Source organism: Staphylococcus sp. OJ82 (assembly GCF_000294465.1).
Taxonomy (GTDB): Bacteria; Bacillota; Bacilli; order Staphylococcales; family Staphylococcaceae; genus Staphylococcus; species Staphylococcus equorum.
Genome location: NZ_ALPU01000004.1, coordinates 16260 through 31742 on the forward strand (window position 1 = coordinate 16260; position 15483 = coordinate 31742).

At 31.5% G+C, this 15483-nt stretch carries 16 protein-coding genes and 1 pseudogene; 14 read left to right on the plus strand and 3 right to left on the minus strand.

Translation table 11 applies throughout. From position 1 onward, the window contains the following. Window positions 1-35: 35 nt before the first annotated feature. The 4 genes from SOJ_RS05145 (at window position 36) to SOJ_RS05160 (ending at window position 3363) form a co-directional block, all read left to right on the plus strand. Window positions 36-986, plus strand: a complete 951-nt coding sequence (locus tag SOJ_RS05145) for a DNA/RNA non-specific endonuclease (RefSeq protein ID WP_002507026.1) — start codon at window positions 36-38, stop codon at window positions 984-986. A 256-nt stretch (window positions 987-1242) separates the two neighbouring features. After that, entirely contained in the window at window positions 1243-1602 is a 360-nt protein-coding gene (locus SOJ_RS05150; protein ID WP_002507027.1) for a DUF2200 domain-containing protein, read from the plus strand. A gap of 56 nt (window positions 1603-1658) precedes the next feature. Beyond that, window positions 1659-2441, plus strand: coding sequence for an ABC transporter ATP-binding protein (locus SOJ_RS05155; RefSeq protein WP_002507028.1), 783 nt, complete (start codon window positions 1659-1661; stop codon window positions 2439-2441). Between the two features lie 67 nt (window positions 2442-2508). Continuing rightward, window positions 2509-3363, plus strand: a complete 855-nt coding sequence (locus SOJ_RS05160) for an HAD family hydrolase (RefSeq protein ID WP_002507029.1) — start codon at window positions 2509-2511, stop codon at window positions 3361-3363. Window positions 3364-3575: 212 nt separating this feature from the next. Here SOJ_RS05160 and SOJ_RS05165 read toward each other — a convergent pair whose 3' ends face one another. Next, entirely contained in the window at window positions 3576-4715 is a 1140-nt protein-coding gene (locus SOJ_RS05165; protein ID WP_002507030.1) for a hypothetical protein, read from the minus strand. Window positions 4716-4846: 131 nt separating this feature from the next. Between SOJ_RS05165 and SOJ_RS05170 the strand changes: the two genes are divergently transcribed. After that, entirely contained in the window at window positions 4847-5578 is a 732-nt protein-coding gene (locus tag SOJ_RS05170; RefSeq protein WP_002507031.1) for a metallophosphoesterase family protein, read from the plus strand. Window positions 5579-5657: 79 nt separating this feature from the next. Here SOJ_RS05170 and czrB read toward each other — a convergent pair whose 3' ends face one another. Together czrB and SOJ_RS05180 are read right to left on the minus strand one after the other, a co-directional pair. Further along, window positions 5658-6629, minus strand: coding sequence for a CDF family zinc efflux transporter CzrB (czrB, locus tag SOJ_RS05175; protein WP_002507032.1), 972 nt, complete (start codon window positions 6627-6629; stop codon window positions 5658-5660). A gap of 20 nt (window positions 6630-6649) precedes the next feature. Then, window positions 6650-6946, minus strand: coding sequence for an ArsR/SmtB family transcription factor (locus SOJ_RS05180; RefSeq protein WP_002507033.1), 297 nt, complete (start codon window positions 6944-6946; stop codon window positions 6650-6652). Between the two features lie 152 nt (window positions 6947-7098). Here SOJ_RS05180 and SOJ_RS05185 point away from each other — a divergent pair, with 152 nt between their 5' ends. The 9 genes and pseudogenes from SOJ_RS05185 to SOJ_RS05225 all read left to right on the plus strand — a co-directional run bounded on the left by SOJ_RS05185 (window position 7099) and on the right by SOJ_RS05225 (window position 15432). Then, the gene (locus SOJ_RS05185; RefSeq protein WP_002507034.1) at window positions 7099-7755 is read left to right on the plus strand and encodes an NAD(P)-binding oxidoreductase; all 657 of its coding nucleotides are present in this window, start codon (window positions 7099-7101) and stop codon (window positions 7753-7755) included. Window positions 7756-7896: 141 nt separating this feature from the next. Beyond that, a pseudogene (locus SOJ_RS05190) lies at window positions 7897-8594 on the plus strand (FadR/GntR family transcriptional regulator). 767 nt (window positions 8595-9361) lie between these two features. Beyond that, window positions 9362-10300 carry a mannose-6-phosphate isomerase, class I gene (manA, locus tag SOJ_RS05195; RefSeq protein ID WP_002507038.1) on the plus strand — a complete coding sequence of 313 codons (939 nt, stop codon included), beginning with the start codon at window positions 9362-9364 and terminating at the stop codon, window positions 10298-10300. Window positions 10301-10320: 20 nt separating this feature from the next. Further along, window positions 10321-10548 (plus strand): hypothetical protein, encoded by a 228-nt coding sequence (locus tag SOJ_RS05200; protein ID WP_002507039.1) that lies wholly within the window; start codon window positions 10321-10323, stop codon window positions 10546-10548. Between the two features lie 244 nt (window positions 10549-10792). Then, window positions 10793-11773: a YeiH family protein gene (locus tag SOJ_RS05205; protein WP_002507040.1), complete on the plus strand. Its 981-nt coding sequence runs from the start codon at window positions 10793-10795 to the stop codon at window positions 11771-11773. A 72-nt stretch (window positions 11774-11845) separates the two neighbouring features. Then, window positions 11846-13213: an EVE domain-containing protein gene (locus SOJ_RS05210; protein WP_002507041.1), complete on the plus strand. Its 1368-nt coding sequence runs from the start codon at window positions 11846-11848 to the stop codon at window positions 13211-13213. A gap of 320 nt (window positions 13214-13533) precedes the next feature. Next, window positions 13534-13917, plus strand: coding sequence for a thiol-disulfide oxidoreductase DCC family protein (locus tag SOJ_RS05215; protein ID WP_002507042.1), 384 nt, complete (start codon window positions 13534-13536; stop codon window positions 13915-13917). A 19-nt stretch (window positions 13918-13936) separates the two neighbouring features. Continuing rightward, entirely contained in the window at window positions 13937-14800 is an 864-nt protein-coding gene (gene rbsK, locus SOJ_RS05220; RefSeq protein ID WP_002507043.1) for a ribokinase, read from the plus strand. 182 nt (window positions 14801-14982) lie between these two features. Continuing rightward, entirely contained in the window at window positions 14983-15432 is a 450-nt protein-coding gene (locus SOJ_RS05225; RefSeq protein ID WP_002507044.1) for a Dps family protein, read from the plus strand. The last annotated feature ends 51 nt before the right edge of the window (window positions 15433-15483 follow it).

Genomic DNA, 15483 nt, shown 5'->3' on the forward strand with positions numbered 1-15483 from the left:
ATGATTAACAAGTAACATAATAGGAGCGTACTAAAATGAAGAAAATAAAATATTTAGTTTTACTTTTAATGACTGTTTTTATTGTTGGTTGTGCCAACGGAGAAGATACATCTTCTGCCGATAAAGATACGGATGCAAAGGTAGTCACAGATTTAAAAAATGAAAAAGAAGAAACAGCTACCAAGGTAAAGAATGAAAACAAATCAGAGGAACCTCAAGTAGAAGGTGAAACGACAACTGAAGCTAGTGATGATACGTTTCCAGGCTATGAAAAAATTGAAGTCGATGGTGGTGATATGTCTGGGAACCGTGACGCGAACGTCGTTGTAGATATCGGTTATGGTGATCGAAAATATTGGGCGTTCACTAACGAACACGGGCAATTGACACGAGTTATGGCAGATGAAATTAAAATACAAGATGATGAGACAGAGGATGTGTTATCGTCAGGTAGATATTATGCTGATGAGGCAAAGGTACCTGGTGTTGAAAGTGATGACTTAGACGAAGGACACATTATTGCTGACTCACTTGGTGGCGTGTCGAATGCTTATAATATTACTCCACAAGATAGTACGCTAAACCGACATGGTGATCAAGCTTATCTCGAAAAGACTATCCGAGAAGCGGGCGGAGCTACTAATTTTGAAGCTAATATAACTTATCCCGATACCGAAACACAAATTCCTTCTAGCTATCAATATACTTATACTATAAATGGAAATGAAGTAACAGATTCATTTGATAATGTGAACCCTGATGAACTAAATGAGTCACTTGGGTTAACTGGTAATAAGGAACCAGAGTCTGAGCCAGTAACTTCAACGGGGGATGATGAAACAGTTGCGGACGTTGATTCTGATGGTAATGGACAAGTGACAATTGCAGAAGCTGAAGCTGCAGGGTTTAGCATGCCAATAAATAGTGATCATTGGTTATATGCACATATGGACGATCGAGATAATGATGGGGTCGTAGGTGAATAATATTTCACTGTTTTATTGAAACATTAAATAAATGATATAAGTTTAATTCTATACTGACATACTGTTGATAATTAAAGAAAGTTTATTGCTGTATATGTATTACTTTCATAAAAGGCTGGTTGCTTTTGCAAACCCGCCTTTTATTTTTGATTTTGAAAGGTATATAGTATTCATATTATTTTCAAATTATAAATTGTTCTATTATGCTAAGATTATTATAAAAATTGTTAAGAGAAACTAAGAGAGGATTTTTAAAATGACGAAACCGAAAATATATACGATGGCTTTCGGCTCTGTATACCCGCATCTGATTAAAAAAGTTGAAAAGAAAGCAAGAACTAAAGCTGAAGCAGATGAAGTTATTTGTTGGATGACAGGATATACGCAAACACAAATAGATAAACTTATTGATGACGGAACGGATTATGAAACATTTATTTTACAAGCACCAGAGTTAAATCCTAATAGAACTAAAATTACAGGTGTCATATGTGGTATTCGAGTTGAAAATATGGAGCCGTCAGTTATGAAAGAAATTAGATACTTAGATAAAATGATTGATGAACTAGCTAAAGGCAAAACTTTGGAAAAAATATTTAGAGACGCTCAATCATAAAATAATTTAAGTAAGTGTTTAAAATCAGTTGAAGTGTAAAGAATAGGGGTGATTTCATGCTTGTTGAGTTGAAAAATGTTGCAAGAAGAAAACAAGGAAAAGAAATAATTGAAAATGTAAGTTGGCAAATAAGCGAAGGCGAAAAATGGATGTTATACGGCTTAAATGGTGCAGGTAAAACAACATTACTCAACATCTTAAATGCTTATGAACCACATACATCAGGGACGCTATCATTGTTTGGTATGCAGCCTGGGAACAAAGGTTATTCTGCAGATAATGTACGTGATCAAATAGGGTTTGTTTCAAGCAGTTTAATGAATCGATTTCAAGATGGCGAAATTGTATTAGATGTAGTCATCAGTGGTATTTTTAAATCAATAGGCGTTTATAAAGAAGTGAAAGCGAGTCATATTGAAATGGCTAAACGATATTTAGAGCAAATGGGTATGCGTCAATTTGAAAATCAATATTATGGTTATTTATCAACGGGTGAAAGACAAAAAGTATTGATTGCTAGAGCATTAATGGGTGATCCTAAATTAATGATTTTAGATGAACCTGCTTCAGGATTAGACTTTATAGCACGTGAAGATTTGCTCAGTGCACTTGATAAATTATATAAACAAAATCCAAAACTTGCGGTGATTTATGTTACACATTTTGTTGAAGAAATTACACAAAATATTCAACGCGGCTTTTTATTGAAGGATGGTACATGTTATAAGCAAGGAGAACTACAGTCTGTATTAAATAGTGACACTTTAAGTGATTTTTTCAATAGAGATGTGAGTGTGGTTTATCAAAATCAACGCTACTCACTATTTTTAAGACGATAACGCGTTGCGGAAAAGGAAATATAATGCCATAATTTAATACGATAACATGTGATGGAGGATTACTTAAATGGATAATGTGAGAGCAATATTTTTAGATATGGATGGTACGATTTTACATAAAGATAACCGGGTAGATACGGAAACAACTGAAGTGATTCAACAATTAAGAAACCTTGGTTATAAAGTGTTCTTAGCAACTGGTAGAGCACATGACGAAATTCATTATTTGGTGCCCGAAACTTTTGAAGTAGATGGCATTATAAGTTCGAATGGAACGTTAGGTGTAGTGGAAAAAGAGACTATTTTTAAACATGGTCTTTCATATAATACAGTAAGTGAAGTTATTAAACGTGCAAAACAAGAAGCAATATATTATGAAATCTTCCCATTTGGCAGTGATCGTGTCGTACTTAAAGAAGATGAAGCATGGGCGAAGGCTTTATTTGAACCAGCAACACCACCAGGCAAAGTAGGAGAAAGTGAATGGACTTCTAGAAGAGAGTCTTTAAAAGGCAAAGTAGATTGGGAAGATACTATTCCTGATACGTCATTTTCAAAAATTTATTTATTCTCACCTGAATATGAGAAAATCACTAATTTCCGTAATCAATTAATCGAAGATAGTGCAGCATTACAAATCAGTGTATCAAATTCATCACGCTTTAATGCAGAGACTATGGCGTTTAATACAGACAAAGGCACAGGCATTAAAGAGATGATTGAACACTTTGGTATTAATCAGGAAGAAACTTTAGTCATTGGTGATAGTGATAATGATAGAGCGATGTTTGAATTTGGACATTATACTGTTGCTATGAGAAATGCGAGACCTGAAATTCAGGCTTTAGCAAAAGATGTAACATCTTTAACGAATGAAGAAAATGGTGCGGCAGCATATCTAAAAGAACATTTCATAAAATAATAAACATAAAACTGATAGGTTTTCTTGAAAAAGATTATCTATCAGTTTTTTAATATGTTCAAGAACTTTATAATACACGATGTAGATAGAATGCACATAATAGGGGTTTAAAACTCGACGGATAAATAAGCGGTATAAATGTATCGAAATATAAAAATTGCCAATGTAGACATTTAAAATGCTACATTGGCAATTCGTGTTTCTGATATATATTATTTATCTGTTTTGTTAATTTGATCTTTTAAATCTGAAGTTTTATCTTTTGTAGTATCTTGAATATTATTACTTTTATCGTTTAAGTTATCTTTTGCATTTTCTTGTATATTGTCACTTTTATCACTTAGATTAGACTTCGTTTTTTCAGTAGTATTATTTACACTGTTTTCTATTTTTGAATCATTGTTTGATTGTTTTTTAGAGTTCTTTTTATCTTTTTTAATTTCAGCTTTATCTATACTTTCACCATTACGGTTATAATATTGAATAATCGCTAATATATTCATATAGTAAATGGCTAATCTTACAATAATAACGATAATAGATATAATGTAAATTAAAATCATTGCGACAGTTTGTGAAATACCGCCTGTTGAAATTGAAATTAATTGACTAACAGGATTTGCAAGGATAATTACGATTAAGTTTAATAGTAATATACCAAGGTAGAATTTAAACCAAGTTTTCTTACCATTTTTAACGCCCTTGAATCCACGTTTAACAGCTGCCCAAGCACCAACACTAGGATCTTTAACAAATGCTACAGTAAAGTTAATAATTACAATAGCAAAGAACCAATAAATAAATGATTGAATAAAGACGGTAATTGTTGCTGCAATAATTTGGAAAGTTAGTGAAAGACCAAGTGCATGATCAGAACTACTTAATGGACCTTGTAGTGCAGTGAATAATTGCATGATACCTAAATTAAGTACTTTAGATACGAGTAAATTGAGCGCGAATAAAATTAGAATGAATAATAAAGTGAATAAAGCTAATTTTAAACTTTTAAGATATTTACCTTTTTTAAAGACTGAGAATAAATCTTTTAATTTAACCTTGTCTTTATTTAATGCTTTGTCTATAGTGTATATAGTTCCAGCTATTAATGGGTAACCGATTAATACAAAAATCAATAGTGGAATCAGAATTGTTAGTATCAACATAAATATTGAACCACCGATTGGTTGTTGCATTGCCATCGACATTGCGAATTTATAAATTGCAGGTTGAACTGGTATAAACGATAAAATTGTTAAAGCAAATAATATGATAAAACTTACAATTGAAAACAGTATTGTTTTAGCATTTTGGGGTTTTATATTTTGCAAAGCTAGTTTATGATATTTAAACAAATTTTAAGCACTCCTTTTTAGTGATAACAATACGATATCAAAAAATTGAAGATTTTAAAATTAATAGGTAACAAATTGGCTATAAAATGTTAGAATATCCTAATGAGAAAAAGTTGAAAGGAGATATCATCATGAAATTTGCAATTATTACTGATGTACATGGAAACTTTGATGCATTGGAAACCGTTTTGGATGATATTGATAGAAGAGAAGGAATCAATAAAATATTTAATCTAGGCGATAATATCGGAGTAGGGCATGAAACAAATAAAGTGCTTGATGAAATTTTCGATAGAGATGATATGGAAATCATTGCAGGTAATCATGATGAAGCGGTTATGTCGATCGTAAATGATACTCCTTATCCAGAAGACTTAAAGGATAAATTCTATGAACATCATCAATGGATTGAAAGTCATTTAGATGAAGACTATTATGACAAATTAGATGAATTACCACGTGTAATTGAGAAGACTTTTAATAATAAAAAAGTATTGTTTATTCATTATGAAATTGCCAATGAGAAATTAAGTACACCTATTGATGGACAACCTTATAGTCCAATTGTTGAGCCAAGTGAAGAAAACGTTAAAGCATTATTTGAAGACAAGAATGCTGATTTAATCGTTTTTGGACATAATCATACAGTGCATTTTTATGATGACAAATCTACTGTATATTTTAACCCTGGTTCTGTAGGACTTAATAATGGTGCTTATGCAGTATATGGCATTATAACAATTGATGAAAATGAATTCTCATGTGAACGTATTAAAGTTCCGTATGATAATGAAGAATTTATAAGAGGCTTTACTGAAAAACAAGTACCAGCAAAAGATCTAATCTTTGATAAGTTTATTTAAATTATCAACGGTCTATTAAAAATATAAGGTTTCATAAATGAAAAGTGATTTTCCAATTTTGTTTGGAAAATCACTTTTTTTAATGTGAGTGTGAATGATGTGTTGTTTGTTTTGAATAAATTGCAGAACATAAAATATTATTATCATGTAGATGATCAGTTGTTTCTAGCTGTATGGTCATATGTTGAATATTTAAGTGTTCTAATTTATGTTCTAATCTGTTTAAGAGCACTTCACCTTCTTCAATAGTCATCGTATTTGGCACTACAGCATGACAACTTAAAGCATTCATTTCGTTGGAAATTGTCCAAACATGACAATCATGTATATTTTTAATTTTTTCTTCTTCCGTAATCATAGAAAAGACTTGATTCATATTAACATCACTTGGCGTACCTTCCATCAAGATATTGAGAGAAGATTTTGTTATGCCCCAGCTACTTTTAATAATAAGTACAGATACAATGATACTGGCAATTGGATCGGCGATTGTTAAGTTGAAATTCCAGATAAGCACAGCAGCTATAATTGCACCTACTGAACCTAATAAGTCTCCGATTACATGAAGAAATGCGCCACGCATATTAATATTGTGTGATGTGTCTCCGCCCTTAAACATTAAATAAGCAACTATAATATTAACTATTAGTCCGGTAACACTAATTATAAACATTTCTGTGGATTGAACTTCTTGAGGATCAAAGAAACGACCAATAGCTTCAACAATAATAATAATGCCTATAACGAATAATGTGACTCCATTAAATAATGCAGCCAATATTTCAAATCTTTTATAACCAAATGTTTTATGTTTATTAGCATGTCTTTCAGCATAAATAAAAGCAAGTAGCGCTACACCTAAAGAAATTGTATCACTAAACATGTGTAGACCATCAGAAAGTAATGCCAAACTATTAGAAACAAAGCCGCCAATAATCTCAACAATCATAAAGATTCCAATAATTAGAAAACTAATAAGTAATATTTTTTTGTTATTTGTGTGCACATGACCATGTGCATGATTGTGTCCATGGTGTTCAGATTCAGACATGTCAAACGCCACCTTCCTTATTATTGATGTGTTGCGTGATGTATCGCTTGTTTTAATAGGGTAGTAACATGCGTATCATCTATGGCATATATCATAGATTGACCATCACGTTTAGCTTTCACTAAATGAGCTTGTTTCAGTACACGCAATTGATGAGAAACATTTGATTGACTCATCTCTAATTTGTGAGCAATATGACCGACACTATTTTCGCCATGCGATAATAAGTGCATAATACGTAAACGATTGCCTTCACTTAATGCTTTGAAAATTTCAGTCACGTTATCAATTGTTTGTGAATCTAAAGATTCATTCATTACGTAAAGCCTCCTTATATTAATATATGAACATTTATTCATATATTAATATAAGGAGGCTTTATTGTCAAAGTATAATTCACTTTAGTTTTAAAATCTTACATAAGTGGTAGACTTTTAAGTAGCAACTACCTTTAAGGAGGCAATAATTTATGAGTATATTAGTAATTGGAGCAAATGGTGGCGTTGGCCAACATCTAGTAAATCAATTAAAAGAACGTGGTGAAAGCTTTACAGCTGCTGTAAGAAAGCAAGAACAAGTAGACGCGTTAAAAGATAAAGGCATAGATGCAACTTTAATAGATGTAGAAACGGATGATATCAAAACATTGACTGAAAAGGTTAAAGGATTTGACAAAGTTGTCTTTTCTGTTGGATCTGGTGGTAACACAGGTGCAGATAAAACAATCAGTGTGGATTTAGATGGCGCAATTAAATCAATTAAAGCAAGTGAAGCCAATAACGTAAAACAATATGTGATGGTTTCAACTTATGATTCTAGAAGAGAGTCATTCGAAGCAAGTGGAGGTTTAAAACCATATACAATTGCGAAACACTATGCTGATGAATATCTTAAACAAGCAGATGTAGGTTATACAATTGTACATCCGGGCGGTTTATTAGATGATGCAGGTACGAATAAAATTGAAGTAGGTGCATTTTTTGAAGGTAGAGGATCAATCCCTCGTGAAGATGTAGCATCTGTATTAACAAAAGTATTGACTGAAGATGACTACTTAAATACTGAGTTCCAAATTGTTAGTGGCGATGAAGAAATTTCAACCGCTTTATCAAATTTTAATAAGTAATTATCGATTTTAGAGCGGACTTTAGAGGGCCAATTTACATAGAAGTGTAAATTGGTTCTTTTTTTATTTGAAATATATAGCTTATAATATAAATAAATAGCAAAAATTTGATACAATAATAGATATCGTTTGGAGGTAATTATGAAAATTTCAAACACGAAAATCTATGAACAAATCGCTGACATTCTGTTAGAAAGTATAAAATCAGGGGAGTATCAAGTGGGTGATAAGTTACCTTCTATACAAAAACTTGGTCAACAGTATGGTGTAAGTGTTGCATCAGTGAGAGAAGCATTAAATGCTTTAAGAACAATTGGCATTATAGAAATGAAACAAGGGTATGGCACATTTATTAAGCAAATAGAACCAACCTTTTTTGAATTAGGTGATAAGTTCACGTCGTTAGATCAAATTACAGAACTTTTAGAGTTAAGAGAAATCGTAGAAAGTGCTACGGTAGAAAAGGCTGCCATACATCGTAATGAAGCAGATTTAGTGAGTTTAAAGAAAGCATTGGATGAAATGGGTGAAGCGGTAACCGATGGCACATCTGGGGAAAAAGCAGATTTACAATTTCATCTTTCAATTGCAAGAGCAGCCAAAAATTCATTGCTAGTTGAGCTATTAAATAACATTTCTGAATTAATGCAAGATTCAATGGAAGAAACAAGAAAGATATTTATTTATAGCAAACAAAAAAAATGAATAAACTACATGAAGAACATGTGATTATTTATAATGCAATCGTAGAACAAAATGCTACCAACGCAGTTAAAGCCATGGAGTCACATTTATTAGAAGTTAAAGAAACAATTTTAGCTAATTTTAAAGAGCAATAATATTTGGAAAGCATCTGGGAGTGGGTCAGCTATCTAATTTTTAAAACAGCTTTTGTAGTGTGAAGTTAGGTCGGTAAAGATGACTTAAAAATAGGAGTAAAAGCATTAATATAAGCGTAATTTCAATTTAGACAGCTACTGCCAATGTAACAGTATGGTTGCGACAGGTATTTATGTTTCAGTCTTATTGAAAAAAGCACCTATTTCAATTTTAAAAAATGAAATAAGTGCTTTTATTTTTTGGATTTTATTAAGTTTAAGCCATAAATTTTTTACTTTAGGTTGTTGAGCAATAATAAAAGCCCAAACTAAGGAAGTTTGGGCTTTATCGCAAATTTTATATTTTTGAAAAAGTAATCAGCTTTTTCAAGTACATCATAATAAACTTTTAATTACCTTATATGTAAAACAGATAGAGTCTGTTTTTGTGACTCTATAGTAATTATAATATTTTTAAGTATATAATGGCAAGTATTTTTGTAAAAAATTTACGACAATAATATAATTGTTCATTAAAATGTCGAAAAATGTAATTGAGTCAAACAAAACAATCTATTATGCTTTATAAATAATTGATATAATAACAAGTGATTTTAGTATCGTTGAACGTTGAACTAGTCGTTTATAACGCGCAGCGTTATATGATACAATCTTTATAGCTCAAATAAAAAATACAAAACTATACATAAAAATTTCCGTTAAAAGTATTTTATATAGAAAGACTTAAAATTTGGATGAAGCAACTTAAGAATTTGGAGGTGTGATTAATGCCATTATTTTTAAAACCAATTTTCCATGAAAAAATATGGGGTGGCAATAGATTAAAAGAATTAGGATATGATTTACCAAGCGATTGTATTGGAGAAGCATGGGGGATATCAGCGCACCCAAATGGCAAATGTGAGATATTAAATGGACCATACCAAGGTCAAACTTTAGATCAAGTTTGGAATGAGCACAGAGAATTGTTTGGTGATTTTCCAAGCAAAGAATTCCCGTTAATGACTAAAATAGTTGATGCTAAGGAAGCATTGTCAGTACATGTTCATCCAGATGATGCGTATGCTTATGAAAAAGAGAACGGGCAATATGGAAAGTCTGAATGTTGGTACATAATCGACGCTAAAGAAGATTCAGAAATTATCTATGGGCTTTCTGCAGAAACAAAAGAGTTAGCCATAGATAAATTAAATGACGGGGAGTATAATGGTTTATTTAATAAAGTTAAAGTTAAACCAGGAGAATTTTATTTTATCCCTGCAGGTACAATCCATTCCATAGGTGCAGGTATTCTAGTGTATGAAACGATGCAATCTTCAGATGTAACATATCGCGTGTATGATTTCGATCGTGAACATGACTCAGGGCATAAACGTGAACTTGACCAAGGAAAAGCTAAAGACGTCATTGAAATAGCCAATGAAAATATCAATATCGCTACAGATACTGAAATCATTGAAAATCACAAACGTACACAACTCGTATCTAATGATTTTTTCACAATTGTGAAATGGCAAATTTCAGGTACACTAAATTATATGAAACCAAGAGAGTTTGTTCTCGTATCAGTACTTAAAGGTGAGGGACAAGTGATTATTGATGGCGAAGTTTATGATTTAAATCATGGACAAAACTTTATTCTAACTTCAGACGACTTAGATACAATATTTGAAGGAGACTACGAACTAATAGTTAGTTACTTATAGAAAAAATGGAGTGTTTTGAAATGTATAAATTTTTGTATATCTCATTAGTTTGTGGAATGTTAGCAGGTGCAGGCATATTTTTAAAATTACCAATTTTTCCTTCTATGGCATTTCCAGTAATGATAGGGGTAATTGGGATAATTTCATCATTGATTACAATTCCTAATAAAGAGATAAGCGGTTTATTAAAGCTTGGCGGGGTTATGATTAACATCATGCCGATTATGGCTGCGTTTGCCGTAGCGTAATAGCCAATAAGTTTAGTATCTTTACATTATTGTAGAAGATACTTTTTTTGTGATTTTATGAAAAAACAGAATAAAAACAATTTGAAATATACTTTACGAAGTATCTTATGATTAATTATTTGTGTGTGCTGTAAGAATTTAGCTGAAAATATTTAAATAAATATTGCAAAATATAATATTTATTTTTACAGTTTTATGTCAAAAGAAATATGCTAAAATGAAACTAAATTGGGAGGTGGCAAGTGTGCAAAAAGTACGGGGTATCATGATGACCTTGGTAATTGCAATGGTTGCAACAATATTAGGAAGTGAATTTCCAGTCATTGGCGGTGCAATTTTTGCTATTATTATAGGAATTATTATCAATAATATCATTTTAATTCCTAAAAAATATGAAGCTGGTATCAAGTATAGTAGCAAAAAGATTTTGCATTACAGCATTATCGTGCTTGGGTTTACATTGAGCTTTCAATCTATTGGAGCAATTGGATGGAAATCGTTACCAATCATTATCATTACTTTACTTGCTGCCTTTATCACTGTGTTTTTGTTAATGAAGATATTTAAAATTAATGAACATCTAAGTATTTTAATAGGGGTTGGAACAGCAATATGTGGTGGATCGGCAATTGCTGCAACAAGTCCAGTAATTAAAGCGAAAGAAAGTGAAGTAGCATTCGCTATTTCTACGATATTTTTATTTAATTTAATAGCAGTATTTGTATTTCCACCATTAGGCCACGTATTAAATATGGGGCAAACTGCATTTGGATATTTTGGAGGAACCGCTATTAATGATACTTCAAGTGTGATTGCTGCAACTTCAAACTATGGCAATACAGCCTTAGAAACAGGGACAGTTGTAAAATTAACGCGTACTTTAATGATTATACCGGTGGTACTCTTTTTTACATATAGAACGATACGTAAAGAAAAAGCGAAACAAACTGATACATCTATTGCTAAAATATTTCCATGGTTTATTGTATGGTTTATCGTAGCATCTTTAATAAGCACTGTTTTTAATTTTTCACCAACAGTGATACATGTATTCCAACAAATTTCATTGTTTTTAATTACAATGGCAATGGCTGGCATTGGATTAAGTGTTGATTTTAAACAATTTAAACAAGCAGGTATGAAACCGGTAATGCTTGGGTTAGTAACATGGATTGTCGTCATTATTTCAAGTTTAATTACGATGAAGTTGATAAACTTATTGTAATGTTTGTTCAGAAAGAAATTTTTGCATATAATAGGTTAGATAGAATTTTTATATGAGATAAGGAGTATCTAAATGGCAGAGGAAACAAGTTATTTTTGGTTGAACTGCGGATATAATCGCTGGAACCATAATGAACTATTAGTAGGTCAGACGACATTATTTGAATCAGGTGCACAATTTAATCCTTCACAAGGTTTCCGATCATTTAAACAAGCTAAAGTAGGAGACCGTGTTATCTTTTATCAAGTACAAATGGATACTGGTTTATTAGGTTTGGGTGAAATCACAAGTGTACAAACAGGTGCTCAAAATAAAATTCGTGTTCATTTTCAATTACAAGAACAGCTTAAACCATTAACTGCGGATTATTTGAAAAGAAGCGAACAATTAGAATTTAGAATGAGAAATATGAAAGAAACTTTATTTAATCAAATAACACAAGAAGAATTTGAGTTAATTGTTAGTTTAGGTAAAGGAGAAACAAAAATTCCTCGATACTTTTTTATAGCGGAAGAACAAGAGTTCGAACCTAAATCATACAATACAATATATACGCACACATATAACGGTATTAAACGAAATGGTTATCATTTTTACACGCAACTTGAAATAGGTGATCAACTTATTTTTTATAATAAAAATAGAGATCAGTCCGTCATTGGTGTAGGAGAAGTAAGTAAGCATATACATGAAAAAGCACCTATACCTGGGAGAACAAACAGTACTGCAATTGAGGTTTATTTTGAAAAGGAAATTGACCCTGTTTCATTGGGTACATTAAACAAACATCCTAAATTGAAAAATTTATATTATCTTCAAGAAAACGCAAAACAAGCTATTGCTAGCATGTCAAAAACACAATTCGATGCGATTCGTGAAATAAGTAAAAATGATGGTATGAAATCACAGTTTGAAGCTGTTAAAAGTGGTCAGATGATTGATGAACATACTGAAGATTTAAAACCGTTTATTTTACTCGTAGTTGATAAAGGAGAAGGCTTAAAGGCAGCTGAAGATTTATTACAAAAAACGAATGCGAAACCAGTGATAACTTCTGGTCATCCTGACTTTTCTGAAGATATGTTGTACGGGAAGTATTTACCAAATGAAACAGGTGCACTGTACTACAGAGAAGGGTTTATAACGAATCTTATGCCTCGTACAGATAAAAGCTACCTTGTTATAGATAACTTTAATCGTATTAATCCTGATATATTCCAAACATATATCAATGTGCTTGAAGGTTATGAAATGACATTACCACGCTATAATAGAGATGGTAGTATGGTTAAATGGTCTAGAAAAAAAGATTCATTTTATCATTTTAATCCAAATTGGCATATTGTGGGTATCACATATGATGACTTAAATGAAATTAAGCAAAAATATACTGAACAATTTTTGAAATATACAAGAATCGTGAAAGTAAATCAAGACTAATTTTTAATTCATAACTTATTTAAAGTTAATAATATAATATAAGATAAGCTATGGATATATCCATACTTAAAATAGAAGCACCAATTCATTGCATTTTATCAATGGATTGGTGCTCTTTTAAATTTTTGGAGTTTAAAGTGTTAGTCCGATTTAGTTTAAAACGTCCCATCGGTTATAATTAGAGGATAAATGACAATAAAATAGGATAACGAGTGATATAATGATTTAATTTTATAATTTTAGGATATAATAATAGTGTGGAGAAATCACATTCTCTTATGAAGTGACAATATAATATTTTACTGTTAGGGGTGAAGTATATGCCAATAATATATTATGATGCCAATTGTGTATATTGCTATAACTATGCAATTTGGCTAATACAAAATGGTTTGTCAAGACGTTATCAATTTGCTGAATTACAAGGAGAAACAGCACAAAATTTATTTGAAAATTATCCTGAAACAAAACAATATGACAGTGTTATATTGCAAGAAGGGGATCATTTCGAATATAAATCTGATGCAATCACAACACTAATCACAACACTGACAAATTATAAATGGATCGGTATATTGCTACATTTGACGCCTAAACTACTTAGAGATTTAGGATATCAATTGTTTGCTGATAATAGGGATAAAATGTGGAAAACGCATTGGCATCAGCCTAATGCTTATGAGCAATCATTTTTTATTGATTGAATAGACGGAGGAAGCAAATATGGAGAACATTGTTGTAATAGGTAGTTCATCAATTGATTTAGTAGTGAAAACAGACGTTTTACCACAAGCAGGTGAAACAGTTATGGGTAATTCATTTTTTACAACTACTGGTGGCAAAGGTGCTAATCAGGCTGTTGCAGCAGCTCGTTTGAGTAATAAGGTCTATATGATAGGCGCTGTAGGCGATGATGAAAATGGTAAACAGATTATTGAGAACTTAGAACAAAACAATGTAGATACAACTTTTATGGATAAAATTGAAAATGAAACATCTGGAACAGCGCATATTACACTGTTTGAAGATGATAATCGAATCATCGTTGTGCCTGCTGCTAATAATCATGTAACGCCTGAAAAAGTGTTACCAAAACTCGAGCGCTTTGGTGCAGGAGATATTATTTTGATGCAACATGAAATACCAGAACATACAATTAAAGAAGTGACAGATTATGCTGTGAAACAGGATATGAAAGTAATATTAAACCCAGCACCATATCGTAACATTGACAAAGAAATTATAGATAAAGTGACTTGGATTACGCCAAATGAATCAGAAAGTGAACTACTATTTGAAAACGGAGTAGATGAAGCACTGAAAGCTTATCCTCGTAAGCTTATTGTAACTAAGGGAGCAGCAGGTGCTATGTTTTACAATGATTCTCAACAACTTGTCAAAGGATATAAAAAGAAAGTCGTTGATACTACAGGTGCTGGTGACACATTCAATGGTGCTTTAGCTGTTGCACTAATTGAAAATAAACCTTTAGAAGAAGCTGTTGATTTTGCTAATTTAGCAGGTAGTTTTTCTGTAACTGAATTAGGTGCTCAAGGTGCAATGCCATACAGAAAAGAACTAGATTAAACCCCCTTAATTTGGGTATAATATAGAAAGATTATGAAATGACAACACAGATTAAAACAATTCTAATTTAGATAGGTCAAACCCTTTACAGATTATAATTATTATTATATAATAATAAATGTAATCAAGAGCTCGAGTTGTCATTTTGTAATGATAATTAAACTTAAAGGAGAGATTTTAGCATGGCAAACAGTAATAAAGACGTAGTAAAAGTATTAAATGAACAAGTAGCAAACTGGACAGTAGCATTTACTAAATTACACAATTTTCATTGGTATGTAAAAGGACCTAATTTCTTCTCATTACACACTAAATTTGAAGAATTGTATGATGAAGCAAGTCAATATATCGATGATTTAGCTGAACGTATTTTAGCAGCAGGTGGAAACCCAGTTGCAACATTAAAAGAAAGTTTAGACCTTGCAATCATTGATGAAGCTGGTAAAGGCTATAAAGCTGAAGAAATGGTAGAAGAACTATCTAAAGACTTTGAAAATATTACAAAACAATTAGAAGAAGCAATTGAAGTGGCTTCAGCTGCTGAAGATGATGTAACAGAAGATATGTTCATCGGTATGAAAACAAATATAGACAAACATAACTGGATGTTAAAATCTTATTTAGGTAAATAAGAGAATTCAGTCACATATATGAATATTATATTTTGATTGAGCAATAGGCTA

What these genes read in the sequence shown, in the direction of transcription:
- czrB (WP_002507032.1), bottom strand. Translation starts at nt 6,629, where the DNA reads ATGTCTGAATCTGAACACCATGGACACAATCATGCACATGGTCATGTG.
- SOJ_RS05215 (WP_002507042.1), top strand. Translation starts at nt 13,534, where the DNA reads ATGCCAATAATATATTATGATGCCAATTGTGTATATTGCTATAACTAT.
- rbsK (WP_002507043.1), top strand. Translation starts at nt 13,937, where the DNA reads ATGGAGAACATTGTTGTAATAGGTAGTTCATCAATTGATTTAGTAGTG.
- SOJ_RS05160 (WP_002507029.1), top strand. Translation starts at nt 2,509, where the DNA reads ATGGATAATGTGAGAGCAATATTTTTAGATATGGATGGTACGATTTTA.
- SOJ_RS05185 (WP_002507034.1), top strand. Translation starts at nt 7,099, where the DNA reads ATGAGTATATTAGTAATTGGAGCAAATGGTGGCGTTGGCCAACATCTA.
- SOJ_RS05150 (WP_002507027.1), top strand. Translation starts at nt 1,243, where the DNA reads ATGACGAAACCGAAAATATATACGATGGCTTTCGGCTCTGTATACCCG.
- SOJ_RS05210 (WP_002507041.1), top strand. Translation starts at nt 11,846, where the DNA reads ATGGCAGAGGAAACAAGTTATTTTTGGTTGAACTGCGGATATAATCGC.
- SOJ_RS05180 (WP_002507033.1), bottom strand. Translation starts at nt 6,946, where the DNA reads ATGAATGAATCTTTAGATTCACAAACAATTGATAACGTGACTGAAATT.
- SOJ_RS05145 (WP_002507026.1), top strand. Translation starts at nt 36, where the DNA reads ATGAAGAAAATAAAATATTTAGTTTTACTTTTAATGACTGTTTTTATT.
- SOJ_RS05225 (WP_002507044.1), top strand. Translation starts at nt 14,983, where the DNA reads ATGGCAAACAGTAATAAAGACGTAGTAAAAGTATTAAATGAACAAGTA.
- SOJ_RS05200 (WP_002507039.1), top strand. Translation starts at nt 10,321, where the DNA reads ATGTATAAATTTTTGTATATCTCATTAGTTTGTGGAATGTTAGCAGGT.
- SOJ_RS05170 (WP_002507031.1), top strand. Translation starts at nt 4,847, where the DNA reads ATGAAATTTGCAATTATTACTGATGTACATGGAAACTTTGATGCATTG.
- SOJ_RS05155 (WP_002507028.1), top strand. Translation starts at nt 1,659, where the DNA reads ATGCTTGTTGAGTTGAAAAATGTTGCAAGAAGAAAACAAGGAAAAGAA.
- manA (WP_002507038.1), top strand. Translation starts at nt 9,362, where the DNA reads ATGCCATTATTTTTAAAACCAATTTTCCATGAAAAAATATGGGGTGGC.